The following is a 21,293-nucleotide window of genomic DNA, read 5'->3' as shown; positions in this document are numbered from 1 at the left end:
GCGCTACTAAAATACTCCTACCTGTTTTCTTTACAGGGTATTTCAATAAGCACCGAAGTTCCTTTGGATGGGGCTGTCTGGTAATCCATTCTGCCTTTTAAAATTTTTATCCGGCTTTCTATATTCTTCAGCCCCATCCCATCTTTACGTACCGTACTATTCATGTCAAACCCGTTTCCATCGTCTTCCACGGCAATATAGAGTTTCCTGTCATGGTAACTGATCTGCACAATTGCATGAGCTGCACCGGCATGTTTTACAATGTTTTGTAACAGTTCCTGCATAATCCTGAAAATATGGAAAGATTGTTCTTCGCTTAACTTCACCTTTTCTGTATGCAGCGCTTTAAAAGAAATATCCAATTCCCCCGGCTGGCTCATGTTGTTGCAGTAATCACGAAGCGAATTATCAAGACCATATTTTAATAAGCTATCAGAAGCCATACTATGCGTTATATTACGCAACTCGATTATGGATTCATTTAATTTATCAATATTGGAGTGGAACATCACTTGCTGGCTTTCGTTCAGATCCAATTGGTTTTTCATAGCTGAAAAAGAATATTTAATTCCGCTGAGCATGCTGCCCAGTCCATCGTGCAGTTCACAAGCCATCCTGGTTCTTTCCTGCTCAATGGCCAATTCTTTCTCCATCATGGCGCGTTGCTTTTGCAATTGCCTTTCCAGGTAGGATCTTATAAAAAAATACAGCAACAGTATCATTGTCAGAATAAGCAGCAAAGTAAACCACCAGGTTTTCCAGAAAGGCGGCAGTACGATAACTGGCAGCTTATAAATATCAACGCCCTCTACTTTTTCCGAATTAATGGCTTTTGCAAGCAATGTATAGTTGCCCGGGGGAAGGTTGGCATACCGGATCAACGATTTATTACTGGCTGCTATCCAGTTTTTGTCATATCCCTGAAGTGTATAAAATAATTTATTAGCACCGGGCTTGGCAAAATCCAATACAGTAAATTGAAAGCTTAAGGTGTTCTGATCCGGCCTTAGTGATACCGTTTTTAATTCACTGGTATTAAGCCCGGGTGCAGGCACTGCATCATTTATTTGCAGCGCAGACAATTGAAGCTGCGGTGAATAAGGGTATTTATGAATGGCAGATGGGGAAAAAGAATTCAATCCATTTACACCGCCAAACAACAACTCTCCATCAGTGGCCCGGCAAAATGAGTAAGTGTTGAATTCATTACTTTGCAAACCATCGCCGGCATCGAAACTTTTAATACTGTTATTGGATAACTGCAACCGGTTGATACCCGCATTTGTACTTACCCAAAGCGCCTCATTATCCGGCAAAACACCATAGATGTATTGATTACTTAACCCATCGTTGGTGGTATAGATCTTATCGACACTACAAGACAACTTATTAAATTTCATCAGGCCAATCGTGCTGCCGATCCATACATGGCCGTCATTTGTCTCAGTAAAACATTTTATAGTGGCCTTGTAAGGGAAATCTTTTTTTATCGTAAAGGAGTCTCCCTGAAGCGTTCCTGTTATAAAACCTTTAAACGCCCTGGATATGTAAATATTCCCTGTATTATCACAAAAACTGGTAAGGTAAACATCGTTTCCAGGAACTCCTTTTACGGGAATGGTGGAAAAATGCCCCCGTTCTTGGTCGACAAGAAAAAGGCCGGCGTTTGAAGAGGCAAGCATTTGACCATCTGCCAACTGCGTGATAAAATTAAATTGATGGCTTGCCGGAAGATAATTGGGATCAGCACCTGCAACTTTTATATTTTTTTTCGTCACAGGATTAATGACAAACAAGCCCGAGAAAGTAGCGGCCCATACATTTCCTTTTTTGTCTTTGTATAAATGCTCAATAGCGGGAGGAAGACCAGTCTTTATTTTACCGGTTGGTTTTTTCTCCTTATCAAGTATCAGTATGCCGTCTGATTGAGTGCCGCACCAAAACTGGTGATCATCTGTTTCAATAATGCTTCGTATAAAATTATCTATCCCATATTCAACCGCATCTTCGTTGGTAAGATGATGATGAAAACGAAATTTATCCAGGCTCACATAATCTACTCCCTTGCCCCACACAGATGCCCAAAGATGATTTTCCTGATCAGTGTATAAATATTGTAACTGATTACCCGAAATTGAATAAGCGTTAAGGGCAGAAGAAATATAATGGTTCCTTATTATTTTTTGTTGTGTATCCGCTACAAAAAGACCTTGCCTCCTGGTGCCAAACCACAGCATGCTATTCTTATCCAATAATAAGGTGGTCACATCCCTGGCTTCTTCATTTCCAAAACGATCAAGCCGGAATTGAATGCGTCCCTGATCATAAAATAAGACCCCTGCATTGCTGCCAATCCATAATCCGGCCGGAGCAGGAAGCAATGTATTGAAATGCAGATCTGATACCGGCAATAAACCAATCAATGGCGTCCATTGTATGCTATTTTGGTTAATGTTCCCTTTGTATACTTCAGGTGAGTTATTGACAATCGTATATAATTGTTCTAGCTGGTGGAATTGTTCTGCAGGAATGGTTTTTATGAAAAGATTTCCCGGAATGGCAAAATGATGCAGTAACTGGTATTGTTGATTGCCCGGATCAAAACGAAAGATATCCGAGCCCGCCTGGAGCCAAACCCTGTTTTTATCATCAATATAGAATGGAGAGCATATTTGTTCGTCAGATTTTCTGCCGGGTAACAGGTAGTTAAGAAAACGATCATGGATACGATCGTAAAAGTTCAGGCCTTTATTGCTACCTATCCATAAATTCCCTTTTTTATCTTCCAATATGTTGAGAAAAAGTGTGCCTTGTATCGCCAGGGTATCCTGCAGGTTTTCCCGGTAAACTGTACAGGCAAGCCCATCAAAGCGGTTGAGCCCATCAAATGAACTTATCCATACATATCCTCGCGAGTCTTTATAGATGCAATTATTTACCCCTTGAGAAAGGCCATTATTCACATTGAGATGACTAAAAAGTAACGAAGAAGGTTGCCCATAGCTATAAAGCCCGGTTAATAAAAAGACAATCAGCTTAAGGATTTGCTTGAAAGGCATTATCAAATATAAGTTTTTGATAAGCTCCATTACCCCAAACAAAAAAGCCCTTCAGCAATCGCTGAAAGGCTTTTGTGAACCGGATTGGAATTACTTCAAACCAATTAAGGGAGGAACTTAGCCAGCTATTCAAGATTAAACTCTGACTTTTAATAAGTTATAGAGTTCACCGGGACCATCTACTTCTATTTCAATAGAATGACTTCTAGGATTGACTACAGTACAGGCGTTTCAGTAAAACTTAACTACTTATTACTTCATTAAAAGGTATCAGAATTCTTATCTTTATCATAATTATGTGCCATTTATGTGATTTTTAGCACATAAAAAGCACATAACAGTGAAAAATGGAAATAAAAAGATCAATACAAAGAAGATTATCTGCCTGGAAACAGGCCCCGGATAGAAAACCACTTATATTGCAAGGTGCCAGGCAAGTCGGCAAAACCTGGTTATTGAAGCATTTTGGTGCATCTGAATTTGATACGGTAGCCTATTTTAATTTCGAAGAACAGCCAGACCTAAAACAGTTCTTTGAAAACACAAAGGATGTACCACGTATCATACAAAACTTGTCTTTGGTTCATGGGCAAGCCATACTACCTCAAAAAACGCTTGTTATATTTGATGAAATCCAGGAATGCAATGATGCACTGAATGCGCTAAAGTACTTTTGTGAAAATGCTCCTGAATTTGCCGTCGCCTGCGCTGGTTCGTTGTTAGGAGTGACGATGTCACGGGGTAACTCTTTTCCGGTAGGAAAAGTTGATTTTCTGCAGCTAAATCCAGTCTGTTTTTCAGAGTTTTTGTCCGCGGCGGATCCACACTTATTTTCCTTTTTAGAAAGCGTTAATCAAATTGAACCACTTCCTGATATTTTCTTTCATCCGTTGGTTGACAAATTAAAAATGTTTTTTATTTGCGGAGGGATGCCGGAAGCTATAGTCGCATTATTAGAAAAACAAGACACAGCAAAAACGCAGCAGGTGCTGCAAAATATTATCAATGCTTATGCCCTTGATTTTTCAAAGCATGCAGAAAATAAAGATATTCCTAAAATCAATCATCTTTGGTCTTCAATTCCCTCTCAGTTAGCGAGGGATAATAAAAAATTTCTATATCAGTCTGTAAAAAACGGTGCTCGTGCCCGTGAATACGAAGATGCATTGCTCTGGCTTTCACATGCAGGATTAATACACCGAATTTTCCGGATATCAAAGCCCGGTTTGCCACTTTCGGCCTATGATGATCTTTCGGCATTCAAGCTTTATTTAATCGATGTGGGATTGTTACGTAGGCTTTCATTTTTGGATCCGGTAGCAATAAGGGAGGGAAACCGGCTATTTACAGAGTTTAAAGGTGCATTAAGTGAAAATTATATTTTACAACATCTTATCGCGAGTTTCGAGGGCACACCCCGTTACTGGACATCGGGAAACCAGGCAGAAGTAGATTTCATAATTCAGGTAAAGAATGAAATCATTCCAATAGAAGTAAAATCCGACGAAAGCATCCGAAGTAAAAGTCTTACCGTTTATAACGACCTTTATCAACCGCCTGTCCGTATCCGGTATTCATTAAAAAACTTAAAAAAAGATGATGAATTAATCAACATTCCATTATTTATGGTTGATTATACTGAGAAGCTGCTTGGGCTTTGATGAATAAAGCATTTGAAAACCAGATAAGAAAAAATAATTGATCATTGGAGCAACATTCTATGGGAATTGGGTAATGCAAGACGTAGTCTTTAAAGACAATGGTACACACACTGGGGTTATAATTGGGCCGATGAATAAAATCAATTAAGATTACATAATTTAAACCGATTATGTTGGAGCTTAATTAAGGTATGCAAATATATGATTTCAACATATTGTCCCCTTTGGAGTTTGAGCACCTTGTGGCTGATGTCATCACTGCGAGTATAAATGCAACTAGCAAAACTTCACTTACTGTGATTACCCAAGAAGGCGGTCCCGACAAGGGCGTGGATTTTAAGTTAGATGACGGTAAAATAATCGGGCAGGCAAAGCGGTATCAAGATATTCAGGCATTAAGAAAAAGTTTGAAAAAAGAAGTTCAGAAAGTAATTGATCTCAATCCTTCAAGATACATCCTAATTGTTTCCTTACCCTTGTCGTTTGCATTGCGTAAGGAAATTGTGGAAGTTTTCCATCCGTTTATAAAAACAGAGACAGATATTATTGATCAGATTGATCTTTGCAGGCTTCTGGAAGAGCATAGAGAAATTTTATTGCGTTATAATAAGCTTTGGATATCAAGTGTACACATTTTACAACAACTATTAGTGGAAGCGGTTAGCAAAGCAATGGGAGAGGTGAAATGGAATAGTACTGGGAAAGAAATTGAGTCCATAGCTGATGTTCAAAGCTATTTTGTACCAACTGCTTATTATCAGGAAGGGATTGATATTCTGGAGCAAAGAAATGTGTTAATTATCACTGGCGATCCTGGAATTGGCAAAACAACACTGGCGAGGGCATTGTGCAATTACTTTCTTCATCATAAGAAGGTTCAGTCAGTGTATTGCCATCAGGGAATTAATCCCCCATTGTATATTCCTGACAGATCAAAAAGAAGTATTTTTTTTCTTGATGACTTTCTTGGAAGTAATATCTGGCAACAGTCCGGAATAAATGATATTAGCTATTTTGTAAGATTTGTTGATGATATAATTGACGGAGGCCATCTATTGGTTATGACTACCCGTGAATATATTTATCAGCAGCAAAAGAAGTTTACACCACGCCTGAATACGTTGGATGGTTTTAAATCTGTTATAAAACTATCTGACTTTTCTCCAGTAGAGAAATTTGATATCCTGCTTAAAAACGTAAACAGAACACCGCTATCTTTAATTGCATATGAATCTTTAAAAAGAAATGCGATTTCAATTATAGATTCTCCGGGTTATAATCCCAAACTTATTGCCGAGTTTATCAGAACAAAACATAAGGATATTGAAAGTGACTATGACTGGGGATACGCACTGTATAATTTTATTTGTTCGCCTAATTCTTATTGGGAGTCAAATTTTCTGGAATTGTCTGCCGGTAGTCAATTATTCCTGCTTTGTCTCTTTATTTCAAACGATCCTGCCTTACACCATTCATTGCTGGATACATTCAGGTCGGTCAGTAGATTTCGTCAGATTTCGGCTCCGGGCTTTGAGGCTGATGTGTTTGTAAAAGCCGTTTCAGAATTAAATGACACTTTTATTAATGTAGAAATAGATACCAAGACGGGCGAAATGGCCTATTCCTTTTCAAACACGCTAATAAAGGATTTTTTGTTGCATTATCTTCGTTCGTATGATCATAATATTGAGTACCTGATAAAGGGAGCCATTAATAGCAACCAGCTATTTTATGCCTTTACTACCCGTGAACAAGATCGTCTGGAAATCGACTTCACAGAGACTCCTTCGCAAGGAGAAAAGATTTTACTAAATTATAGGCTGCAGGAGTTGTTTATAGAAAAAATTACCACTCAGTTTGATCAGTTGACAGAAATTCGGATCAGGAAAAAAATATGGGACAATGGGGAGGTGACCTTTGATAGGAAAAATAATAAGGATAACCGGGTTGCCAGATTAAAAAAACTAATCGAATGTTTTGATATCGGGTTGCATAGAAACTGGAAAATTAAGCAATTTGCATTGAAGCAAGTGAAGCAGTTTGCAATTTGGGAAGAAGATAAACATATTTACCTTCATGATGATGAATTTGCTGAAATTCCCGGTCTTATTTGTCTTATTTATAAAGAAATAAAGACGCCGCTTAAGGAAGTCTTTGATTCTTTTTTTTATGAAATAAGAAGCACAAGCCACTTCTTGAATTTTTATGAACTTAGGAAAATATATAAAAAGGAATTTGACCGGTATATTGTAGAGAATCGTAAGGACCTTATTGAAAGACTGGAGCATGTAATTTACAACGATATTACTGCTCATAAAGGTTTTTGGGAACAAATGGAGTATACATTTTCGTATTATGCATTGAATGATCTGTTTGATTATATCATATTAGATGTATACAAAAAGTATAACCTTACGCTTATAGATCGAAAATGGAATGCCTGGATAAAAACTGCTGGTTTAAGCCCAAGGAAGATGGAAAAAGAAAAATTACTGCCCCCTTCTCCCAGGCGTAATGGTGTGTCGCAATACGATAACGTTGTCATAGCAAAAAGAATGAATGATTTCCTGCCGGTGGCTGAATTGGTAAGGCTTAATCGACAGAAAATACATGAGTGGATTGAAATGAATTTTCCTGAACAGCGTATTCAACTTGAAGCGCTTTTTGCGTCCAGAAAGTATTTATACAAATTATCGAAGTTTTATTACCAATTAAATTCTCTCGTAACCTATTGCCTGAAATTGAAATTAGACATTCCTGAACAAAAAGAACAATTCATTATTGGATTTATAGAGGCAGCCCTTCATGAATTTTCTGTTCCCGAAAAGGAGGCCATAAAACAATTTTCTGTTATTTCGGAAGCAAAAAACTGGTCGTACTTCAATGCAAGGCAGTTCGGTGAATTTACCAGACTTCATGCCTGCGAAAGAAGCCTTTTGGAGAAGATGGTTATATATGGTGTACTGGTTGAAAATAATAATTGGTACTGTTTTTTGTTGAAGGACATGATAAGTCTTTTCGTTGCTGAACAGTTTAAATCTTCTAAGGCTAAAATTAACCAATATCTATCCTCGTTCAAGCCAGATGGTATCAGGGATTTCCCATCTGTCATCCCTTATCTGTCCTCTATTGATAAGGCAGACTTTCATAAATATTTTACTTATCCAACTATTAGTCGATTTGTACAAGCTGTAGACAGCCCTGATAGCGAAATATTGATAAAGCAATACTTCCATTATTTTAATACATTCTTTACCTGTAGAATATTCAGAGGGAAAATGAAATGCTCGTTTGTATTTAATGACAATCAGAAAACAAGCGATCTGTTTACATATTGTAACGTCCGGTTGTCAGAACATATACTTAAAAACTTCCCGTATGAGTCTGCTTATTTCAAAAATGAAGTTAATGATAAGCGATGTGCTAGTCTATTGAAGTATATGGAGATGAAATTTATAGATTATTATAACATACCAGTGTCATGGATCAAGGGCAGAAAATTCTGGCAACTTCTGGCCAAAACAGATCTTGCCGAACTGATACAGGAAGAGGTGAATGGGTTAAAGTTGTATCTGCAAAACTGTCAGAGATCTAATGATCCAGCTAAGTAACAAAAAAAAGGCCACCTTTCGATGACCTTCTTTCGTGACCCCGTCTGGATTCAAACCAGAAACCTTTTGATCCGTAGTCAAATGCTCTATTCAATTGAGCTACGGGGCCTTGAGAACATCTACATTGTGTAAATGGGCTGCAAAAATAAAGATATTATGCATTGCTCCCAAACAGAATTCAATAAAATTTCCACATTTATCAGAATAACAATTATTTAGAGGCATTCTTTGTCCCCAAAAACCATCTTTCTCCTCAATGGTACCTCAATAGATTCGAACATTCTCCTCTTTGGGTCCTCTTTGCTTCCCCGGGCCCCGAGGAGCCAAAGAGGAGGCATTGAGGAGGATCCGGGGAAGCAAAGAGAAGAAAGGATGAAAAATGTGTAATTCGTCCCAGGACATATATCGTTCGTCCCAGGGGTTTCCTCGCTCCGTCCCTATTGGCCAGGCATTTTGGAGGAGAAAAGACTGTTCGTCCCAGGACATTCGTCATTCGTCCCAGGTTTCCTACAAGCCCGACCCAAATTTGAAATACGGGAGTAGGAACCGCTGTAGATTTGCTCTATCAGTCTGTCACTGCCAACGGAGATTTCGCTTGGGAAAGCAGGAAGAGCGAACCTGTCAACCCTCTCCCGCCGGCAGACAGCTTTCTCCCCGGGTCTACCGCAGTTGAAGAAGGGTCGAGCCCAGGGTCAAGGCCGCCAGATGCTAATCAATAGCAAAAAAGAAGTTAGGTAATAGTTAGCCAATAGTAAGAGAAACTGCCTCAAATGCAGGCTGGACGCGGGAATGTGCTCAGAGACACTTTACAAGAGATTGATATAGAGAGGAATATAGCCATAAGGACCATTATTATTGTTCACAACTCCAGCCCCAGTTTCTTCAACCGGGCCCTCACCGCCCCCTTCGTACAGCCAAAATGATCAGCCATGGCCGAAAGACTTACCTCATCACCATGCATAATGGTCAACTCATCATCCAGCTCACTCGTCCAGGAGCTATAAACCTGCTGGTAATCGTCCCGCACCGTTTCATAAGATAAGTTATGTTTGGCCAAGGCTGTCCTGGACACTTTTCCAGGTGCCTGCTTGCCTTTCGGCACCGAAGCAGCCACGGGTGGTTTTGCCTCCTTTTGAAAGAGCAGCGCCCTCACCTGTGCCGAAAAAGGAAACCCTTCCGGCATCATGGCATCCGGTACAAAAATATGCCTTTTGGCGCGCGTTACCGCTACATACAACAGGTTGATCTCTTCATTGAGTTTTGAAGCATTAATGTCTTCTTTCTTCTTTTCCGCTGCGGTCTTCTTCAACCTTTCTTCCGTCATAAAATCATCCGCCAGTTGCACCTCATCATATTCGATCCCCTTACAACGGTGCACCGTAGAAAAGATCATATCGGCCTTGCTCTTGTCTTCGTCCTTTACGTGCTTATCGCGGATAGACTTGAGAATGGCTGGGATCTGGCTACCATATTCCTTCACCACCTCCACCATCATCGACAATTGCTTGTCCTCCGTTTTTTCAATGTACTCCTCCAGGTCCTTCATATCCTTCATGCTATTGATAAGACTATCCCGTATCAACGACCGTTTGTCATTGTAAAGGTTGAGCACATCATACAGCGAAGCGCCCTCATCAGCATACGTATAAGAATTGATATTCCCTTCGAAGTAAATACGTTTCAGTTTTCCTTCTGTTACATAATCAATAGCCGTCAGCAACAGCCCCAGGTTCGTACGGGCGATCACCGCTTTCGATTGCACCGTCTTCCCTGTTCCCTTTCCTTTGATGGACACCGGCACATCCAGGTCGATGTACTTTTTGAAGTCCAGTACCCGCATGGCCAGATCCGCAATATCCTGTCCAAACCGGAAACTGGTTGATAACTGGTAAGTCTTGAAATCAGCTTTCTCCAATGAGTTGACAGCAAATCGCCAGCTATAGATCTGTTGATGCGTATCTCCCACGATCACCTTGGTGGCTGATTGCTGGAAGAATACATCGAGCATCGCAGCGGAAGCATCCTGCCCCTCATCAAACAAAATATAGTCATAAGGAAGCCGGGGGCCCGATAACTGGAACTTTTTCAGGTAGAAGTCGTGGATCACTTCAATCTCCCCCTTATCCATTTTTGCGAGGAACAAGCGTGTTTGTTGTTCGATAAGGTCGTAGAAACTGGTCACAAATGCTTTGGCAGCCTTATCCGTTACAATGTCCAGGTAATTCAGGTCCTGCACCCGCTTTTTGTCGCTGTTGCAGAAGTACGATACAAATTTATTGATATGATTGGCCAGTATATGTTCTGCATGTCGCTCTCCGCTTCCCGGCAGTCCCAGCAATGCCACCACCTCTGCCGTCTTATACCCCTGTGCCCGCACTTTGTATTGATGCCGGAATACAATATGCTTGTAAGCCAGTGAGTGCGCCGTTTCTACTTTCACATGTTCCAGTCCCGGCGCAGCAAATTTGCGCGCCGCTTCCAGTTTCACCGCTTTGTTGAATGCCAGGTACAGAATGCGGCTATCCAGCCGCGCCCGGGCATACTCCATAATGGTAGTAGTCTTACCCGATCCCGCCACCGCATTGATCCTGATATCCCCCGTCGATCCAACAATAGCCTTCTGTTCACTCGTCAATTGCATAAGGCGGCAATTTATTGAATAATAACATCTTTATGCGGGTTAACTATCCACCTCAATTTCGCAACAGGTTGTTGCGAAATTTTGTTCTGCTCAACAACCCCATGAAGCTCAATCCATTATTACAGATCAAACTACATTACCACTTATCAGAACCCTGCCCCATTCAAGGTAAGCCTGGCACCATTTTTTTGCACCATGCCTTATTAACTTCTATGCCCGCCGTCATTTCATCAACATTAAAATGTAAAGACTATGGGCTATCATGAATTTCAACAATGCATAGACGCTTGCCTGCGTTGTGCCGCCATCTGCAATCATTGTGCTTCTTCCTGCCTGCAGGAAAAAGACGTGAAGATGATGACTAAATGTATCCAGCTCGACATGGAGTGCGCCGCCATCTGCTACAGCGCCGCCCAGCTCATGAGCCTGGGCAGCAGCAAAGCGGAAGAGATGTGCCGCATCTGCGCCGATATCTGCAATGCCTGCGCCACTGAATGTGAAAAACACAAACATATGGAGCATTGCGCCGAATGTGCCAAAGCCTGCCACGAATGCGCCGAACAGTGCATGGCCATGAGCTAATGATCACAAACAGCCGGGACCCACATTCCGGCTGTTTGTTTCCCTTGATCCTCCCGCAAAAACCAGCAGTAATAAATAATCCTTTCTTAATAAACCTGTCTTGAAAATTGCCCTACCTTTTGCCCCTCAAACATGTACACCAATGCACAAATTGCTCTTCCTTGCTCTTTCCCTCGTATCCTTAACAGTCATAGCCCAAACAGAAGAAGGACCGCATAGCCACCGCATGGGCCGCAGCCTTAAATTTCCCCCTGTGCCCGGTTACAAGGTCATGAAATGTGACCTTCATATGCATACCGTCTTCTCCGATGGCGCTGTATGGCCCGATATCCGCGTAGCAGAAGCCCTGAAAGATGGACTTGATGCCATATCACTCACCGAGCACCTCGAATACCAGCCCCACAAAGCCGATATCCCCCATCCTGACCGTAACCGCTCCTATGAACTGGCCCTCAAAGAAGCCAAAGACCACCACCTGCTCATCATCCGCGGTTCGGAGATCACCCGCAAAATGCCTCCCGGCCACAACAATGCCATCTTTATAGAAGATGCCAATAAGATGTTGGTGGATGATTCCGTAGCCGTATTCCGCGAAGCCAAAAGGCAAAATGCCTTCACCTTCTGGAACCATCCCATGTGGGTAGCCCAGCGCCCCGACGGCATCTCCACCCTCACTCCCATGCACAAAATGCTCATCAAAGAAAAGCTGCTCGATGGTATTGAAGTTGTCAACGACAACAGCTATTCCGATGAAGCCCTTCAGATAGCCCTCGACAACAACCTTACTATTATGGGCACCAGCGATGTCCACCAATTGATCGACTGGACCTTCGGCGTTCCCCAGGGAGGCCACCGCCCCATCACCCTCGTATTTGCCAAAGATTCTTCCATCGAAGGCATCAAAGAAGGCCTGATGAACAGGAGAACCGTGGCATTCTTTAAAGACCTCCTCATCGGCAGGGACGAATGGCTCCTGCCCCTGCTCAAAGAATCATTGAAGATCACCAGCGCCGCTTATACAGAAAAAACAACCGTGCTGAAGCTAGAGATCGAAAACCTTACCAGTGCCGCTTTTACCTTAATGAATAAATCAAAGTATACCTTTCATGGCCACTCCGACCTGGTGACCATCGCCCCCGGAGAGAAAGTAGTGCTGGAAGTAAAAACAAAAGACAAGCTGAATACCATTGACCTTCCCTTCGAAGTGCTCAATGCCATTCATGCACCCAATAGCCATCCTTCCATTACATTGTCCGCAAAAACAACCTTTTAAAGCCCAATAGCATACCCGGCCTATTGCCATCCGCCCCCCAAAGAGCGGTATAGTTGCACCTGTGCCACTATAATATCCCGCTGCTGCCTGGCCAGTTGCAACTCTGCTTCCAGCACAGTTTTCTGCGCAGTGATCACTTCCAGGTAATTGGCAAAGCCAGAAAGGTACAGGTCACGGGCTGTGACCACAGCCTCCTGCAATTGTTGCACTTCCTGCTGCTTCAGCGACCAGGATTGTTTGAAGTTTTGAACGGCATGCATATGCGTGATCACTTCGCTGTATGCATCCAGCAAAGATTGCTGATACTGGTACACCGCTTCCCGGTTGGCGGCATTGGCCATCGTATATTGCGTGCGCAACTCACCCTGCCGCAGCAATGGCGTAGTAATACCACCCAATATTCCATATGCACCGCTGCCCGGCTTGGCCAACAGCCCCGGTGTAAAAGCATTCATTCCGATATAAGGACTGATCACCAGTGAGGGTAAAAAAGCCTTACGGGCAGCATATACATTTTCACGGGCAGCCTCCAACTGCCATTCATACTGACGGATATCCGGCCTGTTCGACAACAGGGAAGCTGGTACCCCAGCTGCCATATCAGTCGTAAGAATGGCTGCAGATATACCAGTATCCCGTGCAATGGTTTGCGGATAGTTACCTGCCAGCGCATTCAATTCATTTTCTGCACGCACCCGGTCCTGCAACAAAGTATATTCAATGGCCCGCGTATTCAACAACTGCGCAGCAAATTGTTGTACAGCCAGCTCCGTCGCCCTGCCTCCTTCCTTCTGGGCTTTTACAATTTCCAGCGCTTCCTGCTGTAAACGCACATTTCTGCGCACGATCTCCAGCTCAGTGTCGAATGCCAGTAATTGATAATAGCCCTGTGTTAACCGCGCAACCAGGTTCGTCACTACAAACTGCCTGGCTTCCCTGGTGGCCAGCACCTGGACAAGCGAGGCTTTCCTGAGATGCTTTAGTTTGCCCCATACATCGATCTCCCAGTTGCTGCGCAAACCGATCAACAGATCAGTTGTGGGACTCACCGGTATCTGTTGATCTTTATTGATATTAGGAGAAAGATTCGTATCAAAATTACCCACCCCATTGAGGGTATAATCGCCATACTTGTCCGCACTTCCACTCACCACCGCGTCCAGCGATGGATACAAGGCCCCTTTACGGCCTGCCAAGCGGGCTTCTGCCGTGATCACCCGTTGAAGCGCTAGCTGCAGATCAGTATTGTGTTGCATGGCCGAATCAATGAATGTGATCAGGTGTTCATCTGGAAAGAATCGCCGAAATTCCAATTTAACGGTATCAGCTACCCGTAGAGAATCCGGCCGGCTGTATTGCTCAGGCAATGCTTTCACCGCAGGCATTGGCTGAGGCGCCATTACTTTACAACCAGCAGCCAGTACACTTACCACCATAGCAAAGAAGTATACATAATATTGTCGCCGTAAAGATGTTTTCATGTCGATCGATGTTTTATTACAATTACCAATTCCCTTACCCCGTTACCTGATCAGGCACCAGGTCTTGCTGCGGCAGCGCATCCGTACTCACCCGTTTCTTTTTCTTGTTGTGCTTAGAAGCAAATAACACATACAGCCCGGGCACCAGAAAAATACCCAGCAGCGTACCAGTAAGCATTCCTCCGGCCGCAGCGGTACCGATAGAACGGTTACCCATTGCACCTGCTCCATTGGCAATACACAAAGGGATCAGCCCGGCAATAAAAGCAAAAGAGGTCATCAGGATCGGCCGCAACCTCGATACCGCCCCTTCCCGGGCGGCTTCCAGCGGCGTAAGGCCTTCTTTTTGCCGCTGCACGGCAAACTCCACAATAAGGATCGCGTTTTTACCCAGTAAGCCAATCAACATCACCAGCGCTACCTGCGCATAGATATTATTTTCCAGCCCCGCCGCCAGCAATAAAGCAAAAGCACCTGCAATGCCGGCTGGCAGGGAGAGTATGACCACCAGGGGCAGCAAAAAGCTTTCATACTGTGCGGCCAGCAACAGGTACACAAACATCAGGCAGACAATGAAAATATAAACAGCCTGGTTACCCGAAAGTATCTGCTCCCGCGTCATACCACTCCACTCAAAACTATAGCCCCGGGGCAGCACACTGTCTGCCGTTTGTTGAATAGCCGCAATCGCCTGGCCACTCGTATATCCCGGCGCAGCATCACCGTTGATCATCGCAGCTGTATACATATTATAACGGGTGATCTGTTCGGGGCCAAATACTTTTTCCATCCGGATAAAGTTCGAAAAAGGCACCATTTCATCATTACTGTTCTTGACATACAACTTCAACACATCCTCCGGATTGGCCCGGTATTGTGGCAACGCCTGCAACATGACCTTATACATTTGACCAAACCTGATGAAGTTCGTTGCATAGTAGCTGCCCAGTAGAGTTTGCAAAGTGCTCATGGCATTATCGATCGTAACGCCTTGCTTGGCCGCCACCTCCTGGTCTACATGGATGAGGTATTGCGGGAAGTTGGGATCAAAGCTCGTAAAGGCGCCCGCCAATGCCGGATTGCCTTTCAGCGATGAAAGGAACTGATCACTCACCCGGGCAGTTTCCCGCAGATCAGTACTACGGTTCTTATTTAACAGCCGCAACTCAAACCCGCCTGCATTACCAAAGCCCGGCACAGTAGGAGGTGAAAAGAAATCAATAGCCGCATCAGCTATATGGCTCGTCTTTGCTTTCAGTGCCCTGATCAATGCTGGTACCGTTTCTTTTCTCTCCTCCCAGCTTTTCAGGTTGATCATCGCCATCCCATAAGAAGCGCCGGAGATATCACTCATCAAACTATAACCAGCCAGGGTACTGATGTTTTCGATACTCCCATCCCCTCCGATCGCTTTTTGCACAGCATCCAAAACATCCTCCGTGCGCTCTACCGTCGATCCCGGAGGTGTTGTCACATTTACATAGATCATCCCCTGGTCCTCCGCAGGAATGAAACCCGTAGGCAATAGTTTCCCACTGCCCCAAATGGCAAAGCAAAAGAACCCAAGCATCAACACAGTTACCATGCGCCGTCCGGCCATCCACTGCACCATCCGGCCGTACTTTCTTTCTGTACGGTCATACCCCTTATTGAACGATCCGTAGAATCGTTGCAGAAAGTTCTTTTTACGCGTCCCAGCCGGTGTGTGCTTCAGCAGTAGAGCGCACAGGGCAGGTGTCAGCGTCAGCGCATTGATGCCAGAGATCACAATGGCCATCGCCAGCGTAAGCGAAAACTGCCGGTAGAATACACCCACCGGCCCCGACAAAAACGCTACGGGTACAAATACCGCCGACATCACCAGCGTGATGGCCACAATGGCACTGCCAATTTCTTTCATAGCCGCCACGGTAGCATCCATAGCACTCATATGAAACTGGTTCATCTTCACATGCACCGCTTCCACCACCACAATGGCATTATCCACTACAATACCAATGGCCAGTACCAGCGCAAACAACGTAAGCATATTGATAGAAAAGCCCAGCACCTGCATAAAAGCCAGGGTCCCCACCAGCGCCACCGGCACCGCCAGTGCTGGGATAAGCGTGGAACGGAAATCCTGTAAGAAAATAAACACCACAATAAATACCAGGATAAATGCTTCTATTAGCGTTCGCAACACTTCATGGATACTGGCGTCCAGGAAGCGCGATACATCATACGCATAATTGTATACCATCCCCGGTGGGAAGCTCGTAGCCTCCAGTTCCACCATCTTTTCTTTGATCGTACTGATCACCTCTTGCGCATTGGAACCCGGCCGCTGCTTGATCATGATCGAAGCCGACGGCCGCCCATCCGTTTTAGACACCATATCATAACTCACTGTCCCAAACTCCACATCCGCCAGGTCCTTCAGCCTCAATACAGAGCCATCATTGTTGGCCCTTAATACCAACTCCTTGTATTCCTCCGGTGTACTGAATTTGCCCGTATACTTCAGCACATATTGTTTGGCCTGTTGGTCCTTACCTGAGTTTTCGCCCGTTACCCCCGGAGCCGCTTCTATATTTTGATGCCGCAAAGCAGCAATGATCTCTTCCGTGGATATATTATAGGAAAGCAAGCGATCAGGCTTCAGCCATACCCGCATCGAGTAATCACGCGAACCCATGATATCCACAAACCCCACCCCATCAATACGCTTTAGTTCCTGCAGGATATTGATATCCGTAAAATTGTAAATAAATTCTTCATCCGCATTATTGTCATTACTCATTACATTGAGGTACAGCAGCATGCTGTTCACCTCCTTCTCCGTCGTTACCCCAGCTTTGATCACTTCCTCCGGCAACTCATCCAGCACAGTAGTAACCCTGTTCTGTACATTCACTGCCGCCAGGTCGGGGTCGGTACCTACTTCAAAAAATACCTGCACCAGTGTTACCCCATTATTACTACTCACCGAATTCATATACGTCATACCGGGCACTCCATTGATCGCACGCTCCAGCGGGGTGGCCACCGCCTTGGCACATACCTCCGCATTGGCGCCATTATAACTGGCAGTCACCACCACAGAAGGAGGTACAATATCCGGGAACTGCGTTATCGGCAAAGTAAATAAGGCCATTATGCCCAGCAGCACCATCACCAATGATATAACCAGAGACAGCACCGGCCTCCTGATAAACTTTTCAAGCATGTCTAAATTTTAAGGTTGATTCTTATTCTCCCTGCAGTTCTTCCATCGAAATAAGGCGCGGCACCACTTTGTTGCCTTCCCGGATATTTTGCACCCCTTCATAAATGATCTTGTCTTCATCCGTAAGACCCGATTTCACCAGCACAAAATCTTCCACCCGCCTTTCAGGTACAAAACTCTTCATACGCACCGTATTGTCTTTATTGACCACAAACACATAATTCTTGTCCTGTATCTCAAATACAGAACGTTGGGGTATCATCAGCGCATTGGGCACAGCTGCCGTGAGCATCACCTTTCCGCTGGCCCCATGTTTTAATAATTTAGCGGGATTGGGGAAACTGGCCCGGAAAGCGATAGAACCTGTTGCAGGCTCAAATTCACTCTCCATCGTTTCAATCTTGCCCGGAAAGGGATATGTAGAACCATCAGCCAGGATAAGGTTTACAGATTGTCCGATACGGTTCTCTGTTTGCCCGCTCTTCACATAGTGCAGGTATTCGTTTTCCGATACATTAAAATAGACATGCACAGTATGTATATCGGATACCGTGGTGAGTAAACTACCTTCAGCGATCAGGCTGCCCCGCTTATGCGGAATGCGATCTATGATACCATTGAAGGGAGCCCGCACCAGGGTATAAGAAAGCCTTATTTGTGCCTTCTCCTGTTGCGCCGATGCTTCGGCCGCTTTGGCATTGGCCATAGCCAGTTTCGCCTTGGCCAGGTCCAGTTCAGAAGCAGAAAGCACTTTTTTGCCAACCAGTGTATTCACCCGCATCAACTCCACTTCTGCCGCCTTTATTTCTGCATGAGCACTCGCCAGCGATGCCGAAGCTTCTGATAACTGGACTTTAAACTCCGCATCATTCAACTTGAACAAGACCTGTCCCTTCTTCACCAACTGACCTTCATCTACCAGCACTTCTTCCAGGAAACCCGCAGCTTTTGCCCGTAATTCCACATTCTGAAAAGCATTGATGGAAGCCACATAAGAACGGTGCAGTAGCGTGTCTTTATAATCCAGCTGCAACACGGGTAATTCAGGATCACGGGAATTTTCTTTGGAATTACCCTTTACAGTGCAACCTGTTAAATACAGTATGCCCAGCAAACCGGTCATTTGTACAATCTTCATAACTATGTTTTGATTTAGAGTGATGCTATTCCTATCCGGCCAATAGATGCCGCCCACCATGATGTAGGATCACGAGGACCAGGTATGATCCCTATTGATGATAAATAAAAGGTTGGGCCGCTTACGGCTAGTCTATGAGAGGATAATATTATTGGTAGAACAACTCAGAAAGGCGTAAACCGGAAAAGAAAGATATAATAGAAGGGAAGTATACAATGGGTGTTGCTGCCATTCAATGGCTCGTCAACACCGCTATGATCGTAAGAGCGCGATCCATCATTAACAAAGGCGGATGATACAGCAAAAGAAGCAACAGCCCTGAACCTGGTGCGGCACTTTAGCTGCTTGTGCTTCGGTGGCTGCGCAGCAAAACTGATATTGTCATCCTGGTAACCAATAGCAGCCTGGGTGCGCGTTGCCTGAAAACAACAGGGGTTATCACAGGGCAAAGACTGCCTGTCCCAGCATGGCACTTCGGCCTTTACCAGAAACCCCGCCAGGGTATAAATAACTAATAATGTGATGTATTTAATATTCACAATAGTTGCCCGCGCAAAAATAAGGGTATAGAGTTGATATAGACCAGTTTGCAAACCGATCAAAAACAATTTTAACAGTTACTTAAAACAATGTATGAATAGGATCAATAGCAGAAGCAAGCTGGGTGGGCATATAATCATTCCGGCTCATTTTAATAATACCAATCCCAGGTTGGGAATAGATCATATCAACAACCATTCATAAATAGCTGGGCATTAGCCTGCTGTATTCTGGCACAGGTATGGAATAATTCATATCGTACCCAAATCGTATGTCATGTACCCTTTTTACAAATTGATCAAACCCGTTTTATTCGCTCTCACCATCCTGCTGTCAACAGCAAATATGTTTGCCCAGTCCTGCACACCGCAGGGAGATGAGCACACTTCCGGCACCAACAATGTTTGGATTGGCTATGTATACCAGGGAAAGAATTTCAACAATTATAAAGGATATGTAAACTATGGAACGATCACCAACCCATCCATTGATGAAGGCTTCGGCGGTAACCAGGCTACCTATATTACAAATGGATGTTCTATTTACACCGACACATTCAGTGTTCGTTTTAAGCTCACCAAAACATTTGCCGATTCCAATTACAGCTTTACCGTTGGTGCCGATGATGGCTTTCGCTTAAGCCTTGATGGCGGTGCTACCTGGCTCATCAATCGTTGGAACGACCAGGGCTATACTACCGAACAACGTTCTGTGGCCCTTACAGCAGGAACTTACAATCTCGTATTGGAGTTTTACGAAAACTTTGGCGCCAACCGTGTCACCTTTGATGTAGTAGGTATTTGTACCGGCAGCGGCAATACGGCTACCTATGGCGCCAGCAATAACTGGATCGGTTATTTATACCAGGGCAATAATTTTGAGCAATACAGGGGCTTTATCAACAAGGGCAATGGCGCCAATATGAACTTTGATGAAAACTTCGGCACCACCAATGGCGCTTTTGCCACCAGCAATTGCAGCATTACCACGGAGAACTTCAGCGCCCGCTTCCGTTCCCGCACTACACTCACCGGTAGTTACCAGTTTACAGTGGGCGGTGATGACGGTTATCGGCTGAGCCTGGATGGTGGCGCTACCTGGATCATTAACGAATGGCAGGCCCAGTCTTATAAAGTAACCAGCCGCACCATCAGCAACCTCAACGGCACCTATGATATGGTGTTGGAATATTATGAGAACGGTGGCGATAACCGCCTCTCCTTTGCTGCTACCCAACTCACACTCTTGCCGGTTACCATTACAGACTGGAGCGCCAGGGTGATCAATACAAACCAGGTGGCACTCAACTGGAAAACAGCTGATGCAGTGAACTTCGATCATTTCGTTGTCCAGAAAAGCACAGATGCCCAGAACTTTCGTGACATTGCCCAGGTAACCGCCAAAACAGGCAACCAGGTTCAATCCTATACTTACACAGATCAAAATGTGCAAGGCGGCAAAACATGGTACCGCCTGGCCATGGTAGATAAAGATGGCAGCAAACGTTATTCAACCATCGTTGTGGTATCTATCCAGCAGGCTGATGCCATTAGAATATACCCCACCATTGTAGAAAGCAAACAGGTATTTATTGAAAGCAATAAAAGAATGGGCCGTGTAATGATTGAACTGGTAGATATGAACGGACGTATTGCACAATCAGAACAGCGTACACTGTCTGCAGGAAGACAAACCCTTGGCCTCAACGCCGCAGCCGCACAGAAAGCCGGCGCCTACATGATCCGTATGACAGGCGATGACGGAGTAGTAACCAAACAATCAATTATTATCAGATAGAGGAAAGGCGAATCAACAAGTAAGTCGCCGGCCTGCATGCCGGCGGCTTTTTTATTTCTTGCCCCCCATCCGTGCAATGATCCAGATCAGCAAGGCCACCACCAGTACCACAGCCAGCACACCAACCCACACGCCGGCCTTAAATATACCGCCAATCAGTTCACAGGACGACAAACTGGTTACCATTACCATAAGTGCAATACTATAAATAGTGCGGTTCATAAATGGATGTTTAAGCTGCTTATGCAAAACCACTGCCACGGGCACAGGAATTGATAGGAATAGACCATTGACCTAAGATC

At 44.3% G+C, this 21,293-nt stretch carries 12 protein-coding genes and 1 tRNA gene; 5 read left to right on the top strand and 8 right to left on the bottom strand.

Annotated features, from left to right (window positions below):
• Window positions 1-17: 17 nt before the first annotated feature.
• Window positions 18-3,059, bottom strand: a complete 3,042-nt coding sequence (locus tag D3H65_RS01975) for a sensor histidine kinase (RefSeq protein WP_162915357.1) — start codon at window positions 3,057-3,059, stop codon at window positions 18-20.
• 347 nt (window positions 3,060-3,406) lie between these two features.
• Here D3H65_RS01975 and D3H65_RS01970 point away from each other — a divergent pair, with 347 nt between their 5' ends.
• Both D3H65_RS01970 and D3H65_RS01965 read left to right on the top strand, forming a co-directional pair.
• A complete protein-coding gene (locus tag D3H65_RS01970) occupies window positions 3,407-4,720 on the top strand; it encodes an ATP-binding protein (protein WP_211345601.1) in 1,314 nt (437 codons plus the stop codon).
• A 191-nt stretch (window positions 4,721-4,911) separates the two neighbouring features.
• Window positions 4,912-8,331, top strand: coding sequence for an ATP-binding protein (locus D3H65_RS01965; RefSeq protein WP_119048646.1), 3,420 nt, complete (start codon window positions 4,912-4,914; stop codon window positions 8,329-8,331).
• A gap of 35 nt (window positions 8,332-8,366) precedes the next feature.
• On the opposite strand, the gene D3H65_RS01960 is transcribed toward D3H65_RS01965, so the two are convergent.
• Window positions 8,367-8,440: transfer RNA gene (locus tag D3H65_RS01960), tRNA-Arg, on the bottom strand.
• A gap of 750 nt (window positions 8,441-9,190) precedes the next feature.
• On the bottom strand, window positions 9,191-10,972 hold the full coding sequence (locus D3H65_RS01950) for a UvrD-helicase domain-containing protein (protein WP_119048644.1): 1,782 nt from the start codon (window positions 10,970-10,972) through the stop codon (window positions 9,191-9,193).
• Between the two features lie 252 nt (window positions 10,973-11,224).
• Here D3H65_RS01950 and D3H65_RS01945 point away from each other — a divergent pair, with 252 nt between their 5' ends.
• Window positions 11,225-11,554, top strand: coding sequence for a four-helix bundle copper-binding protein (locus tag D3H65_RS01945; protein ID WP_119048643.1), 330 nt, complete (start codon window positions 11,225-11,227; stop codon window positions 11,552-11,554).
• Between the two features lie 142 nt (window positions 11,555-11,696).
• Entirely contained in the window at window positions 11,697-12,827 is a 1,131-nt protein-coding gene (locus D3H65_RS01940) for an Sb-PDE family phosphodiesterase (RefSeq protein WP_211345600.1), read from the top strand.
• 20 nt (window positions 12,828-12,847) lie between these two features.
• On the opposite strand, the gene D3H65_RS01935 is transcribed toward D3H65_RS01940, so the two are convergent.
• From D3H65_RS01935 to D3H65_RS01920, 4 genes are all read right to left on the bottom strand, one after another.
• On the bottom strand, window positions 12,848-14,308 hold the full coding sequence (locus tag D3H65_RS01935) for an efflux transporter outer membrane subunit (protein ID WP_119048642.1): 1,461 nt from the start codon (window positions 14,306-14,308) through the stop codon (window positions 12,848-12,850).
• 34 nt (window positions 14,309-14,342) lie between these two features.
• On the bottom strand, window positions 14,343-17,516 hold the full coding sequence (locus tag D3H65_RS01930) for an efflux RND transporter permease subunit (protein ID WP_119048641.1): 3,174 nt from the start codon (window positions 17,514-17,516) through the stop codon (window positions 14,343-14,345).
• Between the two features lie 22 nt (window positions 17,517-17,538).
• A complete protein-coding gene (locus D3H65_RS01925) occupies window positions 17,539-18,654 on the bottom strand; it encodes an efflux RND transporter periplasmic adaptor subunit (protein ID WP_119048640.1) in 1,116 nt (371 codons plus the stop codon).
• Between the two features lie 164 nt (window positions 18,655-18,818).
• Window positions 18,819-19,247 (bottom strand): hypothetical protein, encoded by a 429-nt coding sequence (locus D3H65_RS01920; protein WP_162915356.1) that lies wholly within the window; start codon window positions 19,245-19,247, stop codon window positions 18,819-18,821.
• 223 nt (window positions 19,248-19,470) lie between these two features.
• Between D3H65_RS01920 and D3H65_RS01915 the strand changes: the two genes are divergently transcribed.
• On the top strand, window positions 19,471-20,991 hold the full coding sequence (locus D3H65_RS01915) for a PA14 domain-containing protein (RefSeq protein WP_119048638.1): 1,521 nt from the start codon (window positions 19,471-19,473) through the stop codon (window positions 20,989-20,991).
• A gap of 51 nt (window positions 20,992-21,042) precedes the next feature.
• Here D3H65_RS01915 and D3H65_RS32765 read toward each other — a convergent pair whose 3' ends face one another.
• The gene (locus D3H65_RS32765; protein WP_162915355.1) at window positions 21,043-21,213 is read right to left on the bottom strand and encodes a hypothetical protein; all 171 of its coding nucleotides are present in this window, start codon (window positions 21,211-21,213) and stop codon (window positions 21,043-21,045) included.
• Window positions 21,214-21,293 lie beyond the last annotated feature (80 nt).

Origin of the sequence: Paraflavitalea soli (genome assembly GCF_003555545.1) — a bacterium.
Taxonomy (GTDB): Bacteria; Bacteroidota; Bacteroidia; order Chitinophagales; family Chitinophagaceae; genus Paraflavitalea; species Paraflavitalea soli.
This window is presented reverse-complemented; position numbering and strand designations above follow the sequence as displayed.